General features: G+C 66.3%; 9 protein-coding genes, 1 tRNA gene and 1 other RNA gene. 7 read left to right on the top strand and 4 right to left on the bottom strand.

Annotated features, from left to right (window positions below; translation table 11 throughout):
• Nucleotides 1–47: 47 nt before the first annotated feature.
• The 3 genes from metH to AC1KVE_RS13995 form a co-directional block, all read right to left on the bottom strand.
• Nucleotides 48–2,801: a methionine synthase gene (gene metH / locus AC1KVE_RS14005; RefSeq protein WP_481092216.1), complete on the bottom strand. Its 2,754-nt coding sequence runs from the start codon at nucleotides 2,799–2,801 to the stop codon at nucleotides 48–50.
• Between the two features lie 154 nt (nucleotides 2,802–2,955).
• Complete coding sequence (locus AC1KVE_RS14000; RefSeq protein WP_167762773.1) at nucleotides 2,956–4,095, bottom strand: homocysteine S-methyltransferase family protein; 1,140 nt, start codon at nucleotides 4,093–4,095, stop codon at nucleotides 2,956–2,958.
• Nucleotides 4,092–5,087, bottom strand: coding sequence for an ArsR/SmtB family transcription factor (locus AC1KVE_RS13995; RefSeq protein ID WP_016904295.1), 996 nt, complete (start codon nucleotides 5,085–5,087; stop codon nucleotides 4,092–4,094). The genes AC1KVE_RS14000 and AC1KVE_RS13995 overlap by 4 nt, the downstream gene beginning before the upstream one ends.
• Nucleotides 5,088–5,239: 152 nt before the next feature.
• Here AC1KVE_RS13995 and AC1KVE_RS13990 point away from each other — a divergent pair, with 152 nt between their 5' ends.
• Both AC1KVE_RS13990 and AC1KVE_RS13985 read left to right on the top strand, forming a co-directional pair.
• On the top strand, nucleotides 5,240–6,358 hold the full coding sequence (locus AC1KVE_RS13990) for an acyl-CoA dehydrogenase family protein (RefSeq protein ID WP_481092318.1): 1,119 nt from the start codon (nucleotides 5,240–5,242) through the stop codon (nucleotides 6,356–6,358).
• 329 nt (nucleotides 6,359–6,687) lie between these two features.
• Nucleotides 6,688–8,211: a platelet-activating factor acetylhydrolase IB subunit gene (locus tag AC1KVE_RS13985; RefSeq protein ID WP_481092217.1), complete on the top strand. Its 1,524-nt coding sequence runs from the start codon at nucleotides 6,688–6,690 to the stop codon at nucleotides 8,209–8,211.
• A 230-nt stretch (nucleotides 8,212–8,441) separates the two neighbouring features.
• On the opposite strand, the gene AC1KVE_RS13980 is transcribed toward AC1KVE_RS13985, so the two are convergent.
• Nucleotides 8,442–8,528 (bottom strand) — tRNA-Leu (locus tag AC1KVE_RS13980).
• 121 nt (nucleotides 8,529–8,649) lie between these two features.
• Between AC1KVE_RS13980 and rnr the strand changes: the two genes are divergently transcribed.
• The 5 genes from rnr to AC1KVE_RS13955 all read left to right on the top strand — a co-directional run bounded on the left by rnr (nucleotide 8,650) and on the right by AC1KVE_RS13955 (nucleotide 16,242).
• The gene (gene rnr / locus AC1KVE_RS13975) at nucleotides 8,650–11,196 is read left to right on the top strand and encodes a ribonuclease R (RefSeq protein ID WP_481092218.1); all 2,547 of its coding nucleotides are present in this window, start codon (nucleotides 8,650–8,652) and stop codon (nucleotides 11,194–11,196) included.
• A 137-nt stretch (nucleotides 11,197–11,333) separates the two neighbouring features.
• Nucleotides 11,334–11,807, top strand: coding sequence for a GFA family protein (locus AC1KVE_RS13970; protein WP_481092219.1), 474 nt, complete (start codon nucleotides 11,334–11,336; stop codon nucleotides 11,805–11,807).
• Between the two features lie 249 nt (nucleotides 11,808–12,056).
• Nucleotides 12,057–12,809 carry a 23S rRNA (guanosine(2251)-2'-O)-methyltransferase RlmB gene (rlmB, locus tag AC1KVE_RS13965; protein WP_024940443.1) on the top strand — a complete coding sequence of 251 codons (753 nt, stop codon included), beginning with the start codon at nucleotides 12,057–12,059 and terminating at the stop codon, nucleotides 12,807–12,809.
• 67 nt (nucleotides 12,810–12,876) lie between these two features.
• Nucleotides 12,877–12,952, top strand: a non-coding RNA gene (locus AC1KVE_RS13960) — sX9 sRNA.
• Nucleotides 12,953–13,209: 257 nt separating this feature from the next.
• A complete protein-coding gene (locus AC1KVE_RS13955; protein WP_481092220.1) occupies nucleotides 13,210–16,242 on the top strand; it encodes a diguanylate cyclase domain-containing protein in 3,033 nt (1,010 codons plus the stop codon).
• The last annotated feature ends 114 nt before the right edge of the window (nucleotides 16,243–16,356 follow it).

Raw genomic sequence — 16,356 nt, 5'->3', positions numbered from 1 at the left:
ATCGCGCCCGGGTGCGCTCCTGCGATGTCTGTGGTCTGCGGCTGTGCTTATTCCGGGTCGTAATCCAGATTCGATGCCAGCCAACGTTCGGCCAGTGCCACGGTGATGCCCTTGCGTTTGGCGTAGTCGGCCACCTGTTCCTTGCCCAGGCGCCCGACCACGAAGTACTGGCTCTTGGGATGGCTGAAGTAGTAGCCGGAGACCGCTGCGGTGGGCAGCATCGCGAAACTTTCGGTCAGCGTCATCGTGGTATGACGCTCGGCATCGAGCAGGTCGAACAGGGTGCGCTTTTCGCTGTGCTCGGGGCAGGCGGGATACCCCGGAGCCGGGCGAATGCCACGATAGCGCTCGGCGATCAGCGCCTCGTTGTCCAGCGTCTCATCCTCCACATAGCCCCAGAATTCGGTACGCACGCGTTGATGCAGGCGCTCGGCCAGCGCCTCGGCCAGACGGTCGGCCAGGGCCTTGAGCAGAATCGCGTTGTAGTCGTCGTGTGCGGCTTCGAACCGCGCCACATGCGGCTCGATGCCGATGCCGGCGGTGACCGCAAACGCGCCGATCCAGTCCTGCTTGCCGCTGCTCTTGGGCGCGATGAAATCGGCCAGGCAGAAGTCGGGGCGGTCGATGGGTTTGTCGACTTGTTGGCGTAAGAAGTGCAAGAGCTGCCGGGATTGGGCATTCGGGATTTGGGATTGGCCGGGCTGCTGCGAATCTCCAATCCCGTTTGCCGAATCCCGGTGGTCTGTCAGCACCACTTCCACGTCATCGCCCACACTGTTTGCCGGCCACAGCCCGAACACCGCCTTCGCGGTCAGCCATTTTTCGGCGACGATGGTGCGCAGCATCTTGCGTGCATCGCGGTACAACTCGCTGGCCTGGGTGCCGACCACCTCGTCGCTGAGGATCGCCGGGAACTTGCCGGCCAGCTCCCAGGCCTGGAAGAACGGGGTCCAGTCGATCAGCTCGATCAACTCCTGCAGCGGATAGTCGTCGAACACGTGCAGGCCCGGCTGACGCGGAGCCGGCGGTGTGTAGACGTCCCAATCACCGTCGAAACGCTGTGCGCGTGCCTTTTCCAGCGACACCAGGCGTTTGGCGTCGCCGCGATTGTGGTGGCGGGCGCGGATCTCTGCGTAGTCGGCATCGTTGGCGGCGACGAAGGCCTGGCGCAGGTCGCGCGAGATCAGCGATTGCGCAACGCCCACCGCGCGCGAGGCGTCCTTCACCCACACGGTGGGGGCGGCGTAATGCGGGTGGATCTTCAAGGCAGTGTGCGCGCGCGAGGTGGTGGCGCCGCCGATCAACAGCGGAATCTCGAAGCCTTGCCGCTGCATCTCGCGCGCGACATGCGACATCTCTTCCAGCGACGGCGTGATCAGGCCGGACAAGCCGATCAGGTCCGCATTCTCTGCGCGTGCACGGTCCAGTATCACCTGCGCCGACACCATCACGCCCAGATCCACCACGTCGAAGTTGTTGCATGCCAGCACCACGCCGACGATGTTCTTGCCGATGTCGTGCACGTCGCCCTTGACGGTGGCCATGATGATCTTGCCGTTGGACTTGCCGACATCGCCGGTCCGCAGCTTTTCCGCTTCGATGAAGGGCAGCAGGTACGCCACCGCCTTCTTCATCACACGCGCGGACTTGACCACCTGCGGCAGGAACATCTTGCCGGCGCCGAACAGGTCGCCGACCACGTTCATGCCATCCATCAGCGGGCCTTCGATCACGTCCAGCGGGCGGGTGGACTGCTGGCGCGCTTCCTCGGTATCGATTTCCACGAATGCGTCGATGCCGTGCACCAGCGCATGCGCCAGCCGCGCACGCACCGGCTTCTCGCGCCAGGCCAGGTCTTCGACTTTCGCCGCGCCCTTGCTGCCCTTGTAGCGCTCTGCAATTTCCAACAAGCGTTCGGTGCCGTCCTTGCGGCGATTGAGGATCACATCCTCCACGCGTTCGCGCAGTTCCGGGTCCAGCTCGTCGTAGATCGGCATGCCGCCGGCGTTGACGATGCCCATGTCCATGCCGGCCTTGATCGCATGGAACAGGAACACCGAGTGGATCGCCTGGCGCACCATCTCGTTGCCGCGGAACGAGAACGACACGTTGGAAACGCCGCCGGAGACATGGCAGTGCGGCAGCGTGCGTTTGATCTGCCGGGTGGCTTCGATGAAGTCCACCGCGTAGTTGTCGTGCTCCTCGATGCCGGTGGCCACGGCAAAGATGTTCGGGTCGAAGATGATGTCTTCCGGCGGAAAGCCCACCTGCTCGGTCAGCACCTTGTAGGCGCGCGTGCAGATCTCGACCTTGCGCGCGCAGGTATCGGCCTGGCCCACTTCGTCGAAGGCCATCACCACCGCGGCAGCGCCATAGCGCAGCACCTTGCGCGCCTGTTCGATGAACAGCGCCTCGCCTTCCTTGAGCGAGATCGAATTGACCACGCTCTTGCCTTGCAGGCACTTCAGGCCGGCTTCGATCACGCTCCACTTGGACGAATCCACCATCACCGGAATGCGCGCGATATCCGGTTCGGACATGATCAGGTTGAGAAAACGCGTCATCGCCTTTTCCGAATCGATCAGGCCCTCGTCCATGTTGACGTCGAGGATCTGCGCACCGTTGGCGACCTGCTGGCGCGCCACCTCCACCGCCTCTTCGTAGCGCTCTTCCTTGATCAGCTTGCGGAACTGCGCGCTGCCGGTAACGTTGGTGCGCTCGCCCACGTTGACGAACAACAGGTCCGGGGTGATGACCAGCGGTTCCAGGCCGGATAGGCGGGTGTGGCGGGGAGTGCTCATGCGATGCTCTGAAGAAGGGCGGCCGCGTTGCTAGCCCGGATCGGAAAAGGAAGTGACGGGACGCAGTCGTCTGCACTCATCCGGCGCTGCACGCCTGCTTCCCCCGCATGCGGATGGAGGTGCCCGAAGGACGGATGAGTGTCATCGCTCTGCATCACGCTGCCAGCTCCTGCGCGCCAGGCAATTGCCGCGGCGGCAGGTCGGCGACCGCTTGGGCGATCGCACGGATGTGATCCGGCGAGGTGCCGCAGCAGCCGCCGACCAGATTGAGCAGGCCGGCCTGCGCAAATTCGCGCAAGGTTTCGGCCATTTCTTCCGGGGTTTCGTCGTACTCGCCGAAGGCATTCGGCAGGCCGGCATTGGGATGCGCGCTGACATAGGCGTCGGCAATCTGCGCCAGCGTTTCCACGTGCGGGCGCAGGTCCTTGGCACCGAGCGCGCAGTTCAGGCCCACCGACAGCGGCCGTCCGTGCGCGACCGAGGCATAGAACGCCTCGGCTGTCTGGCCGGACAAGGTGCGTCCGGAGGCATCGGTGATGGTGCCGGAGATCATCACCGGCAGGCGCCCGCCGCGCGCTTCGAACACTTCCTCGATGGCATACAGCGCGGCCTTGGCGTTGAGCGTGTCGAAGATGGTTTCCACCATCAGCGTGTCGGCACCGCCGTCGATCAAACCGTCGATGGCCTCACGATAGGTGTCGCGCAAGGCATCGAAGCTGGTGTTGCGGTAGCCGGGGTCGTTGACGTCCGGGCTGATCGAGGCGGTGCGGCTGGTGGGGCCGAGCACGCCGATCACGAAGCGCGGTTTATGCGGGGTCAGCGCCTCGACTTCGTCGCAGCAGGCGCGCGCGACCTGCGCGCCGGCCTTGTTCAATTCGTAGACCAGATGTTCCAGGTGATAGTCGGCCTGGCTCACCGAGGTGGCGTTGAAGGTATTGGTTTCCAGCAGGTCGGCACCGGCGTCCAGATAGGCGCGATGGATGCCGGCGATGATCTCCGGGCGCGACAGCAACAGCAGGTCGTTGTTGCCTTTCAGGTCGTGGCCTTCCGGCGCGTGTGCGTGATCGCAGCCCGGGCCATGCACGTGTACCTGCGCGCTGTCGTAACCGTCGGCAAAGCGGCTGCCGCGGTAGTCGCGCTCCTGCAGATCGTGGCGCTGGATCATCGTGCCCATCGCGCCGTCGATGATGAGGATGCGTTCGGCGAGCGCGGCAGTGAGCCTGGCGGCGCGCTCCGGATGCAGCCAGGGCAGTGCAAACGGGATTGGAGCTTGGGGATTGGATACCTGCGTCATGATTCAGCTCTCCGCGAAGCAGCGCCTTTGCTTTCAACGATTCCCGATTCCCGACTCCCAATTCCCGGCTTCACCGCAATCAATGAAATCACCTCGAAATGCGGCGGGCGCTTCTCGCGCGTCACCGTCTCCAGGCTGGACACGTCCAGACCGGCTTTCTCGGCGAACCTGCGCAGTTCCTTGGCAGCAAAGCCGAGATTGACGTGGCCATAGGCATGCACCGCGGCACGGTGTTCGTGCTTGGCCAGGCTGCACAGCAACAGGCGGCCGCCGGGGCGCAGCACGCGCGCGGATTCGGCCACTGCCTGCGCCGGCTTGGCTGCGTAGGTGAGCGCATGCATCAGCACCACCAGGTCGAAGCTGGCATCGGGAAACGGCAGCGCATGCATGTCACCCTCGCGCACTTCCACATTGCGCAGCTTGCGCAGGCGCTCGCTGGCGGCGGCGACCACGCGTGCGCTGGTGTCGATGCAGATGTAGCGGGTGGCATGTGGTGCCACCAGCTCGGCCAGCACGCCGTCGCCGGAAGCGATGTCGAGCACGTCGCCGGTTTCCAGCAGGGGCAGGGCGGTGCGCGCCAGCGCCTCCCAGGTGCGCCCCGGGGAGTAGTGTCGTTCCATGTCGCCGGCCACCGAATCGGCCCAGTTCTGGTCGGCGGCGCGGTTGGCCAGCACTGCGGCCACGCGCTCGGCGTCCTGACGCAGCAGCGGGTCGTCGCTGCCGGTGCTCAGTGCCAGCCACAGGGCGCGCTGCGCCGGGTCCAGCGACACTTCGTCGAAACGGTAGTAAGCCGACACGCCGGCGCGGCGGTCGCGCACCAGCCCGGCTTCCTTGAGCTTGGCCAGGTGCGTGGACACGCGCGGCTGGGCCAGGCGGGTGATCGCCGACAGCTCGGCCACGGTGAGTTCTTCCTGCTCCAGCAAGGTCAGCAGGCGGACGCGGGTGGCGTCGGCAAATACCTTCAGGCGCGCCGACCAGTCTTCCAGATCCATGAATATCTCTATATCGCGATATGGAGATATTTTCGGCCGGGCAGGGTGTGGGGTCAACTACATACGCATGCGAATGGTTGGGGCTACAATGGACGCTCAGCCTAGGCCTGGAGGGGTGCGACGTGGATTTCAGCTTTACCGAAGAACAATTGATGATCCAGGATGTGGCGCGCCGCATCGCCCAGGAAAAGATCGCCCCCAGCGCGGAGCAGTTCGATCGCAGCGGCGAGTTTCCGCTGGAGAACATCCGCCTGCTCGGCGAGAACGGCCTGATGGGCATCGAGGTGCCGGCCGAGTACGGTGGCGCCGGCATGGACCCGATCAGCTATGCGCTGGCAATGATCGAGATCGCTGCCGCCGACGGCGCGCATTCCACCATCGTGTCGGTCAACAACTCGCTGTTTTGCACCGGCATCCTGAAGAACGGCAGCGAGGCGCAGAAACAGCTGTACGTGCGCGCGATCGCCGAAGGCGCGCAGATCGGCGCGTTCGCACTGACTGAGCCGCAGTCCGGTTCGGATGCCTCGGCGATGCGCTGCCGCGCGGTCAAGCAGGCCGATGGCAGCTTTGTGATCAACGGTAAGAAGAGCTGGATCACCTCCGGCCCGGTCGCCAAGTACATCGTGTTGTTTGCGGTGACCGAGCCGGACAAGGGCTCGCGCGGCATCACTGCTTTCATGGTCGACGCCGATCGCGCCGGCTTCCATCGCGGCAAGACCGAGCCCAAGCTCGGCATCCGTGCCTCGGCCACCTGCGAGATCGAATTTGCCGATTACATCGCCCAGCCCGACGAAGTGCTGGGCGTGGAAGGCGAGGGCTTCAAGACCGCGATGAGCGTGCTCGACGCCGGGCGCATCGGCATCGCTTCGCAGGCGGTCGGCATCGCGCGTGCCGCTTATGAGGCGACCCTGGCCTACGTCAAGGAGCGCAAGGCCTTCGGCGCGGCCATCGGCACCTTCCAGATGACCCAGGCCAAGATCGCCGACATGAAGTGCAAGCTGGATGCAGCGCTGCTGCTGACGTTGCGCGCGGCCTGGTTGAAGGGGCAGGGCCATAAGTTCGGCACCGAAGCGGCCGTGGCCAAGCTCACCGCCTCGGAGGCGGCGATGTGGATCACCCATCAGGCGGTGCAGATCCACGGCGGCATGGGCTATTCGAAGGAAATGCCGCTGGAGCGTTACTTCCGCGACGCCAAGATCACCGAAATCTACGAGGGCACCTCGGAAATCCAGCGCTTGGTGATCGCGCGTGGCGAGACCGGCTTGCGCTGAAGGGCCTGATCCGGCAGTACGCCGCGGTCGACACCATCGGCCCGAGCTGCGCAGCAGTCGATCCGGCACCTTGGCGCGGGCGATTGCCTCACCCTGTGTAGGAGCGCGCTTGCGCGCGAAACGGCGTTCTCGATAACGCCCCATCGCACGCAAGCGCGCTCCTACGCAAACGTGGGCGCTCAGATGTCGCAGCTGCGCCGTGTCATTGGCCTGGCGCCGGCACACCGTAAGCAACGTTACAGCCTTACATCGCGCGTGGTTGCGCCCGACCTTGTCGCGCGCGGCGCGCGCAGATCACAATCGCAGCTTCTTTGGCCTCTGGTGCGCGCATGCCCCGGTCCTTGCACGCTGTGTTTTCCCGCCCTTCGTTGTCTGTCCTCGTTGCGGTGCTGGTGTGTTGGGGGCTGTTGCTGGTCTGCGCTGCGGCAACTGCGCAAACGCCGCCGCCCTCGATCGTGCCCACCGACCGCCTGCAGGAAGCCTGGTGGGCGCAGCGGCATGCGCAGGTGCTGGAGCAGGTGAAACAGCACGCTGACACGCCGCTGTTGTTGATCGGCGATTCGATCACCCAGAACTACGAAAAAGCCAAGGCGCCGGACGAGGATTTTCAGCCGACTTGGCAGACCTTCTACGGCAGCCGTGGCGCGCTCAACCTGGGCTTCAGCGGCGATGGCACCGAACACGTGCTGTGGCGGCTGGCCAATGGCGAGGTCGATGGCCTGCAGCCCAAGGTCGCGCTGGTATTGATCGGTACCAACAACACCGGCCACCTCGGTCAGACCGCTGAGCAGGCCCAGCTCGGTATCGATGCGGTGGTGGCGGCGATCGAACAGAAGTTGCCGCGCACCCAGATCTTGCTGGTGGGTGTGCTGCCCAGCGGCATCTCCGGCGAGAAGTCGCGCCGCGATGCGCAGATCAACCAGGGCCTGGCGGTGCGCTATGGCGACAATCCACGCGTGACCTATCTGGATGTGGGGTCGATCTTCCAGCGCGACGGCAAGCTGCGCACCGAGCTGTTTTACGACACCCGCTTCCGTCCGCCGGCCGCTGCCCTGCATCCGGACACGCAAGGCCAGCGCATGCTGGCCGAGGCGATCGAGCCGACCCTGGCGCGCCTGCTGGGCGAGCCGCCGGTCAAGCCGGTTGCCGCGCTGGGCCGCGATTTTGCGACCTCGCTGATTCCGGTCGACCGGCTGGAGCAGGACTCCTACGACTGGTATGCGCGTCACCATGCGGCGCTGGCCGCAGCGCGCACGCCCAAGCCCGAGGTGGTGATGATCGGCGATTCGATCACGCACTTCTGGGCCGGCACACCGCAGGCCACGCGTGTCAGTGGCCCCGAGTCCTGGAGCTGGTTGTACGGCAGGCGTCCGGTGCTGAATCTGGGCTTTGGCTGGGACCGCACCCAGAACGTGCTGTGGCGGATCCGCCAGGGTGAGCTCGACGGCCTGGATCCGCGCTGGGTGGTGCTGCATATCGGCACCAACAACCTCACCGGCACCGCGCAAGCGCGCGCCTCCACGCCGGCCGAGACCGCCCAGGGCGTGGAGGCGGTGGTGAGCGAGGTGCGTCGCCGTTTGCCCAGGAGTCAGCTGATCCTGATGGCGATCATGCCGCGCGGCCGCGATGCCGGGGATGCGCAGCGCGCGCCCATTGCCGAGACCAATCGGCTGCTGGCCGCGCGTTATGGCAAGGATCGGTCCGTGCGTCTGGTCGACATCGGCCCTCGGATGCTGCAGCCGGACGGGACCTTGCCCGAGGCGCTGATGCCCGACGGCACCCATCCCAGTGAGACCGGGTACGCGATCTGGGCCACGGCGCTGCGCGAGGCAGGCATCACGGCAACGCCATAGGCCGTCCTGCGCTGCGGAGTCAGGGCAGCGGCGTCGAAGAGGGCGCTGCTGTCGTGTAGCAGGCTATCCGGTTGCACGGTTGCCGCGTCATGGCGTGAGCGGAATGAAGCGCCGGCCGCCGATCAATAGCGGGCTGCCATCGGCCGGCAACGCAGGCGCACGGCTACCAGCAGAACTTTTCGGACCCCAGGAACCAGAAGACCCCCGATCGCTCGGAGGTCTTTTTAAACTGGTGCCCAGAAGAGGACTCGAACCTCCACGAAGTTGCCCCCGCTAGCACCTGAAGCTAGTGCGTCTACCAATTCCGCCACCTGGGCAGGTGAGCCGCGAATTTTGCAGACTCCCGGCGGGCTTGTCAATGCCTGGTGGCAGGCAATTGCGACCGGCCAGGCGAGGCGTGCCGCCCATGGCGCGGCCGCAAGGGGTACCATGTAAGCAATGACAAAGAAAAACACCCCAGATTCCGATCGGCCCAGTCGCCGCAAGTCCACCAGCCCGGGCGAGTCCACCACCGCCGAAAAACAGAAGTTGCCGGGCTGGATGCCGGACTTCCTGGTCCGCGCCGCCGCCGGTGCGTCGACCAAGTCCGCCAACAAACGCGCTGCCGACAAGGCCGCCAACGCCTCGCCCGAGCTGCCGGTAGCGCCCGCGCTGCCCACGCCGCCGGCACCACGCGCACCGCATCCGCGCAAGAGCGGTCCGCCGGCGCCGGCGCCGGAACGCTTCCAGCAGGCGCCGACCGAAGCGCCCGCGCCGGCGGCGGAGTTCAAGGACCCGCATGCCGATCGCGAAGCACTGCGCTACGCCGAGCCGATCGCCAGCCGCGAGGCCATCCTGCAGTTGCTCGACGCCTGCGATGGCCCGCAGACCGCCGAGGAAATCGCCGAACAACTCAATCTCAGCGACCGCATCGACGCGCTGGGCAAGCGCCTGGCGGCGATGGTGCGCGAAGCGCAGCTGGTGCAGAACCGTCGCGGCGGCTACGCGCCGGTGCAGCAGACCAGCCTGATCGCCGGCGTGGTAATCGCCAATCCGGAAGGTTTCGGTTTCCTCAAGCCGGACGAAGGTGGCGATGACCTGTTCCTGCCGCCTTATGAAATGCGCAAGGTCATGCACGGCGATCGTGCGCTGGCCAACGTCACCGGCATCGACCGCCGCGGCCGTCGCGAAGGTGCGATCGCCCGCGTGCTCGAACGCCGTATGTCGCGCATGCTCGGACGCTTCTTCTACGAGCATGGCGTGGCCTATGTCGACCCGGACGATAAGCGCGTGCAACGCAACGTGCAGATCGCACCTGACGGTATCGGCGAGGCGCGCGAAGGGCAGTTGGTGGTGTGCGAACTGATCGCGCCGCCGGACGCGCGGCGCCCGGCGATCGGCAAGATCATCGCGGTGCTCGGCGACAAGCTCACCCCGTCGCTGGTGGTGGAGATGGCCATCCACGGCCATGAGCTGCCGCACGAATTTCCGCAGGAAGTGCTGGACGAGGCCGCGGCAGTGCCGTTGGTGGTTGAGCCGCAGATGATCGGCGGGCGCGTGGATCTGCGGCAGATGCCGCTGGTCACCATCGACGGCGAAGACGCCAAGGATTTCGACGACGCGGTGTATTGCGAGCCCAATGTCGACGGTTTCCGTCTGGTGGTGGCGATCGCCGACGTGTCCAACTATGTGCGTCCGGGCACACCGCTGGACGACGAAGCACAAAAGCGTGCCACCTCGGTGTATTTCCCGGGGTTCGTGGTGCCGATGCTGCCGGAGACGCTGTCCAACGGCATCTGCTCGCTGATGCCCAAGGTCGACCGCATGTGCTTCGTCTGCGACATGCAGGTGGGGCGCGACGGCGAAGTCACCGGTTCGCGTTTCTACGAAGCGGTGATGAACTCGCATGCGCGCCTGACCTATAACCAGGTCTGGAAGGCGGTGGGCGAAGACGACGCCGACACCAAGGCCTTCATCGGCCCGTTGCTGCCGCAGGTGCAGCGCCTGCACCAGCTGTACAACGTGCTGTCCAAGGCGCGCACGCAGCGTGGCGCGATCGAGTTCGAAACCTCCGAAGTGCGCTTCGTGCTCGACAACACCGGCGAAGTCACCCAGGCCGGCATGCTGGTGCGCAACGATGCGCACAAGCTGATCGAAGAATGCATGATCGCCGCCAACGTCGAGGCCGCGCGTTACCTGCTGAGCATGCATGTGCCGGCGCCGTACCGCGTGCACGAGCGGCCGCCGGAGAGCAAGTACGAAGACCTGCTGGAGTTCCTCAAGGAATTCCAGCTGAGCCTGCCGGCATGGAGCAAGGTGCGCCCCGGCGACTACACCAAGTTGCTGAAGAAGGTGCGCGCGCGCCCCGACGCGGCGCTGCTGGAATCGGTGCTGCTGCGCAGCCAGAGCCTGGCGGTGTATTCGCCGGACAACAACGGTCACTTCGGTCTGGCGCTTGAGGCGTATGCGCACTTCACCTCGCCGATCCGGCGTTACCCGGACTTGCTGGTGCACCGCGCGATCAAGCACGCCCTGACCGGCGCCAGCCCGGAAAAATACATCTATACCCCGCGTCAGATGGCGGCCTTGTCGCTGCAGTGTTCCGAGCGTGGTCGGCGTGCCGACGAAGCCGAACGCGAAGTCGACGAGCGTTATCGTGCCGCGTGGATGGAAAAGCATGTCGGCGGCCAGTTCGATGGCGTGATCAGCGGCGTGACCGGGTTCGGCCTGTTCGTGGAGTTGACCCAGTCCAAGGTCAATGGTCTGGTGCATGTCACCCAGCTGCCGCAGGACTATTACCAGTTCGATCCGATCCGCAAGACGCTCAGTGGCGAGCGTCGTGGCCGCACGTTCCGTCTGGGCGATCCGGTGCGGGTGTTGGTGCTGAAGGCCAGCATGGAGGAGCGCAAGATCGACTTCCGCCTGGCCGAGGATCGCGGCGATTCGCCCGAACCGCCGCCGCCGCCGAGCGCTCAGCCGGCCAAGCGCAAGAAAAAGCAGTACTAAGCGCGTCTGCAGGACCGCGAGCCGCCGTCCGGCGGCGGCTCGCGATGTATACGGACCGCCGGATATGAGCGGCAGGTCGTTGCGGGCAGACGCTCGCAACGCGCGCTGGGTGCCCACTTTCAAGGCTTGAGGCGACGATGGACGCAGCAATCGAGCACAGCGGTGGCTGCCAGTGCGGTGCCGTGCGTTTCCACGTGCGCGGCAGGCTGACGGACGCCTCGATCTGCCATTGCCGCATGTGTCAAAAGGCCTTCGGTGCCTACTACGCGCCGTTGGTTTCGGTGCGCGGTGTCGAGTTCAGCTGGACACGCGGCGAGCCGAAGCGCTTCGCCTCTTCATCGATAATGTTGCGTGGCTTCTGCGCCGAATGTGGAACGCCGCTGACCTATGAAGCGCCCGACGGCCTGGCGATTGCTGCCGGTGCGTTCGATACGCCCGAGCAGCTGCCTCCGGCAATCCAGTACGGGGTGGAGCGCAAGCTGCCGTTCGTCGATGCATTGGCCGATCTACCGGCGCGCACCACCGAGGACGATGTCGCCGCATTGGCGTTTCTGGCCGATGTGGTGTCAAGGCAGCACCCGGATCACGATACCGCGCAGTGGCCAGTGTGAGTCCGCGCCCGCAGGCGTGAGTGCCTACCGCAGGGGCGCGCGACAGCGGGGTGCGTGCAGGTGCCGGCACCATCACAACGGCGCGAGCGCCATCTTCGATCCCCGCAATCGGCCGTACAGCGTGCTGAAGTTCTGGCCGTGGCCCAGGAGCACCGCGATCTCCTTGTCGCTAGCGCCGTCTGCGCTCCGGCCGTGACGTGGCAGGCCGCAGGCCCTACCATTCCCCTTTATCTCTTCGTATCCGGCGCAATGAGCAGCAAGCAGAATCAGTGGATCGTCGGCGTCAACGCCGTCGCCTCGTCCGTCGAGAACGACGCCGACAACGTGCGCGAGGTCTTGATCGAGGCCGGCAGCAAGAATCCGCGCCTGATCGAAATCGAAGAGCAGGCCCGCCGCAAGGGCATCGACGTGCGCCGGGTCAATACCCAGGCACTCGATGGCGTCGGTGGGCAGGTGCGCCACCAGGGCGTGGTCGCCCGCTATGCCGCAGCGCGGCTGTGGGCCGAAAACGAACTCGAAGCGCTGGTGACCGCCGCCGAGGGACGTGCCTTGCTGCTGATCCTCGATGGCGTGCAGGACCCGCACAATCTCGGTGCATGCCTGCGCAGCGCGGCCGCGGCCGGCGTCACTGCAGTGGTCATTCCCAAGGACAAGTCGGCCACGGTCAACGCGACCGTGCGCAAGACCTCGGCCGGTGCGGCCGACCGTATTCCGGTGGTCGCGGTGACCAATCTGGCGCGTTGCCTGCGCGATCTGCAGAAGCAGGGCGTGTGGCTGTATGGCCTGGCCGGTGAAGCCGAGGCGTCGCTGTACAGCGTGGACCTGCGCGGCAACGTCGGGCTGGTGCTCGGCGGCGAGGCCGACGGCCTGCGTCGTCTCACCCGCGAGCATTGCGATGGTCTGGTCAAGATCCCGATGCCGGGCGATATCGAAAGCCTCAACGTGTCAGTGGCCGCCGGTGTGACCCTGTTCGAAGCGGTACGCCAGCGCCTGGGCGCCTGAGGCGGCCACCGAAACGACTGCGCTCACCGCCAGGTGGGCGCGGGCGCGGCCGATGCCCCGACTCGGCACGCACCACCCGTGCACTGCGCTTGCTGCACGTCGTCCGCATCCAGCTGGCGGCTGTTCGCTCTGTGTCGCCAACCACTCTGCATCGCACGTGCGTGCCAATGGCGAGCGCAGGTCGATCGGCATGGCGAGATCGCGCGTGCGGCGCGGTTTGATCCGCGCACACATGCAGCAGCCGATCTGCGCAAACCATGGCGCCGGTGCGCTTGCCGCTGCAGTGCCAAGCGCGCAGGTGGCCCGCCGCGCATGACGTTAACCAAGGCGTGCGACGATTGACCGGCGCGCGCGCCCGTTTTTGCCTACCATATCGGCAGCGAACGGCGTGTTATGTCTGATGAGAGATGGGGCGGGGGCCTGGTCGACGGGCGAGAACGGATGCGATGCCAAGGCGTCGGCACGGGGAGACAAGCGGCCGCAGCGCTGGCTCGGTGCCATTGTCTGCATGCTGCTGGCGCTGTGCTCGCTCGCGGCACTGGCTGCACCGGCCGGCACGGCGCCACTGCGCGACTACGCGATCGACAGCTGGAGCTCGCGTAACGGCCTGCCGCACAACTCCTTGCGCGATATCGCCCAGACCCGCGACGGCTACCTGTGGTTCGCCACCTGGGAAGGCCTGGTGCGTTACAACGGCCTGGAATTCGGCATCATCGACCGCAGCACGCGTCCCGGCCTGCCCGACAACGGCGTCGGCGCCTTGTACGTCGACCACGACGGGGCGCTGTGGCTCAGCGATGCGCGCGGCAATCTGGTGCGTCACGGCAGCGACGGGCAGTGGCGGCACTGGCAGCGGCAGGGACCGTGGCCGCAGGCGCTGATCCATGCAATGACCATGGATGCGCGCGGTCGCATGTGGTTGCTGTTCGAGGGCCACGGGCTGGGCTGCCTGTGGCCGGATGGGCGCTTCGAGTATTTTCCGCCGCGCGATGGCGTGCCGCTGCAGAGCAGCTTTCCGCGCATGGCATTCGACGACCAAGGCCGGCTGCTGATCGGCACGCTGGACGGCCTGATCTATCGCGAACCGGACGGACGCATGCATCGCGCCCCGGCCGCGTTCGGCCTGCCACCCGGGCTGGCGTGGCCATACCGCGCGCCGGACGGCACGCTGTGGGTCGTCGCCGGCGAGCAGCTGTATCGGCTGCGGGGCGAGACTGCCGAGCTGGTACGGCGGGTGCCCGGGCAGGGCCATTTCACCGCGATGCTGCAGGACCACCATGGCGACCTGTGGCTGGGCAGCGAAAATCAGGGGCTGCTGCGCATCGGCAGTCATGGAGTGGAGCACCTGCCGGCTGGTCGCAGCCTGCCGACCGGGCGCATCGTCAGCCTGCGCGAGGATGCCGAAGGCAGCATCTGGGTCGGCGCCAACGGCGGGCTGTTTCGGCTGCGCGAGACGTTGTTCAGCAGTTACAGCCAACGCGATGGGCTGAGCGGCGACTACGCCCGCGCGGTGCTGGAAGACCGCGACGGCAGCCTGTGGATCGCCAGCACCGCCGGCCTGGATCGCATGCTGCCGGACGGGCGCATCGTGCCGGTGGCGGTGGCCACGCCATCCGGGCGCAAGCTTTCGGTGCTCAGCCTGGCGCTGGATCGGCACGGCGATCTGTGGGTGGGCACCTATGCCGATGGCGTCTTCGTGCTGCACGACGGACGCCTGCTGCGGCATTACGGCGACGCCGAGGGCATTCCCAGCGGGCATATCCGCGCCATCGTGATCGAAGAATCCGGCGTGGTGTGGCTGGCCACGCAGCGCGGCGTGGTGAAGCTGGTGAACGGCAAGCGGGTGCCCCTGGCGGTCGACGGCCTGCCCGATGGCGTGGTGACCGCGCTGGCCAGCATCGATGGTGCGCTGTGGATCGGCTCGGTCGACGGCGCGGCGGTACTGCGCGCCGGAAAACTGCAGCAATTGAATCTTGAAGCGCTGGGCGGCGCGCGGAGCGTGTTCGGTTTTCAGCGCATCGGTGACGCTGTCTGGATCTCGACCGATCGCGGCCTGTACCGGGTGCGCAACGGCAGGCTCGCACGCGTGGGGCTGGAGCAGGGCATGCCGGTCGATACGGTGTTCCAGCTGGTCGGCGACCGGTTCGGCAATGCCTGGATCAGCAGCAATCGCGGCGTGTTGCGCACGCAACTCACGCAGCTCAACGCGGTTGCCGATGGACGCGCCCGGCTGGTCATCGAACGCTATGGCGAGATCGACGGCATGGGCAACGCGCAGGCCAACGGCAGCTCCGGGCCGAGCATGATCGCGCGTGCCGACGGCTCGATCTGGGTGGTCACCGCTGGCGGCGTGAGCACGGTCGACCCGGCGCGCCTGCAGCGCTTTCGCGAGCGGCGCGCGCCGCCGGCGGTGATCGAGAGCGTGCAGCAGGACGCACGTCCGCTGACATGGCGGCAGCAGGCGCGCCTGCCGGGCGGGCATCGCCTGAACGTGTCCTACGTCGGCATGAGCTTTCTGCTGCCGGAGCGGATCGAGTACCGCACGCGCCTGGAAGGCCTGGACAGCGACTGGACCGAGCGTGGCCGGCAACGCAGCGTGGAATTCATCGGCCTGCCGCCGGGGCGCTACCGTCTGCATGTGGCGGCCCGTCACCCGGGCGGTGCCTGGAGTCCGCACGAGGCGGTGTGGGCGTTCGAGGTGCTGCCGCTGTGGTGGCAGCGCCAGGACGTGCGCCTGGCCGCGGTGCTGGGTGCGATTTTATTGCTGGCGCTGGTGTATCGGTTCCTGCTACGCCGCTATAAGAGCCATAACGCACGCCTGGCCGAACTGGTGCGCAAACGCACCGAAGATCTGCAACTGCAGGCGCAGCGTTTGCTGCAGGCCAACCAGGAAAAGAGCGAGCTGCTGACACGGCTGCGCATCAAGTCGGATGTGTTCGAGCGCCAGGCGCACGAGGACGCCCTGACCGGGCTGCCCAACCGCAGGCATTTCGACGAGGCGCTGGCGCGCGACATCAGCCGCGCACGCCGCAGCGGGCGGCCGTTGGTGCTGGCGATTCTGGATATCGATCATTTCAAGCGCATCAACGACCACTATTCGCACGCCAGTGGCGATGCGGTATTGCATGAAGTCGGTGTGCTGCTGACCGCCGCCGCGCGCGCGTCTGACCTGCCGGCGCGCCTGGGCGGCGAAGAGTTCGCCCTGCTGCTGGCCGACACGACGCTGGAGGATGCACAGGCGCTGTGCCAGCGCATCCGCGCGCTGTTCCACGCGCGCCACGGCTGGGGCGGCGTGGAAGGCCTGCAGGTGACCTTCAGTGCCGGCGTGGCCCAGTTGCGCGACGACGACACCGGCTCATCGCTGATGCAGCGCGCCGATCAGGCGCTGTACCAGGCCAAGAGCGCGGGGCGCGATCGCATCGGTGTGGGTTAGGTGCTGGGATTGGGGAATCGGGATTGGGGATTGGCAAGTGCAGTGTGTTGGTCTGCTTTAGAACCCACCGACTGGCTGTGCCATTGCGTGCGGCGCATCGTGGCTCAGCAGAAG

Source organism: Xanthomonas sp. NCPPB 2864 (assembly GCF_056675615.1).
Note: the sequence above shows the minus strand (reverse complement) of the source record. Positions and strands in the feature narration are given on the sequence as shown.

Coding starts and splice junctions, on each gene's coding strand:
- metH (WP_481092216.1), bottom strand. CDS start 2,801: ATGAGCACTCCCCGCCACACCCGCCTATCCGGCCTGGAACCGCTGGTC.
- AC1KVE_RS14000 (WP_167762773.1), bottom strand. CDS start 4,095: ATGACGCAGGTATCCAATCCCCAAGCTCCAATCCCGTTTGCACTGCCC.
- AC1KVE_RS13995 (WP_016904295.1), bottom strand. CDS start 5,087: ATGGATCTGGAAGACTGGTCGGCGCGCCTGAAGGTATTTGCCGACGCC.
- AC1KVE_RS13990 (WP_481092318.1), top strand. CDS start 5,240: ATGATCCAGGATGTGGCGCGCCGCATCGCCCAGGAAAAGATCGCCCCC.
- AC1KVE_RS13985 (WP_481092217.1), top strand. CDS start 6,688: ATGCCCCGGTCCTTGCACGCTGTGTTTTCCCGCCCTTCGTTGTCTGTC.
- rnr (WP_481092218.1), top strand. CDS start 8,650: ATGACAAAGAAAAACACCCCAGATTCCGATCGGCCCAGTCGCCGCAAG.
- AC1KVE_RS13970 (WP_481092219.1), top strand. CDS start 11,334: ATGGACGCAGCAATCGAGCACAGCGGTGGCTGCCAGTGCGGTGCCGTG.
- rlmB (WP_024940443.1), top strand. CDS start 12,057: ATGAGCAGCAAGCAGAATCAGTGGATCGTCGGCGTCAACGCCGTCGCC.
- AC1KVE_RS13955 (WP_481092220.1), top strand. CDS start 13,210: ATGAGAGATGGGGCGGGGGCCTGGTCGACGGGCGAGAACGGATGCGAT.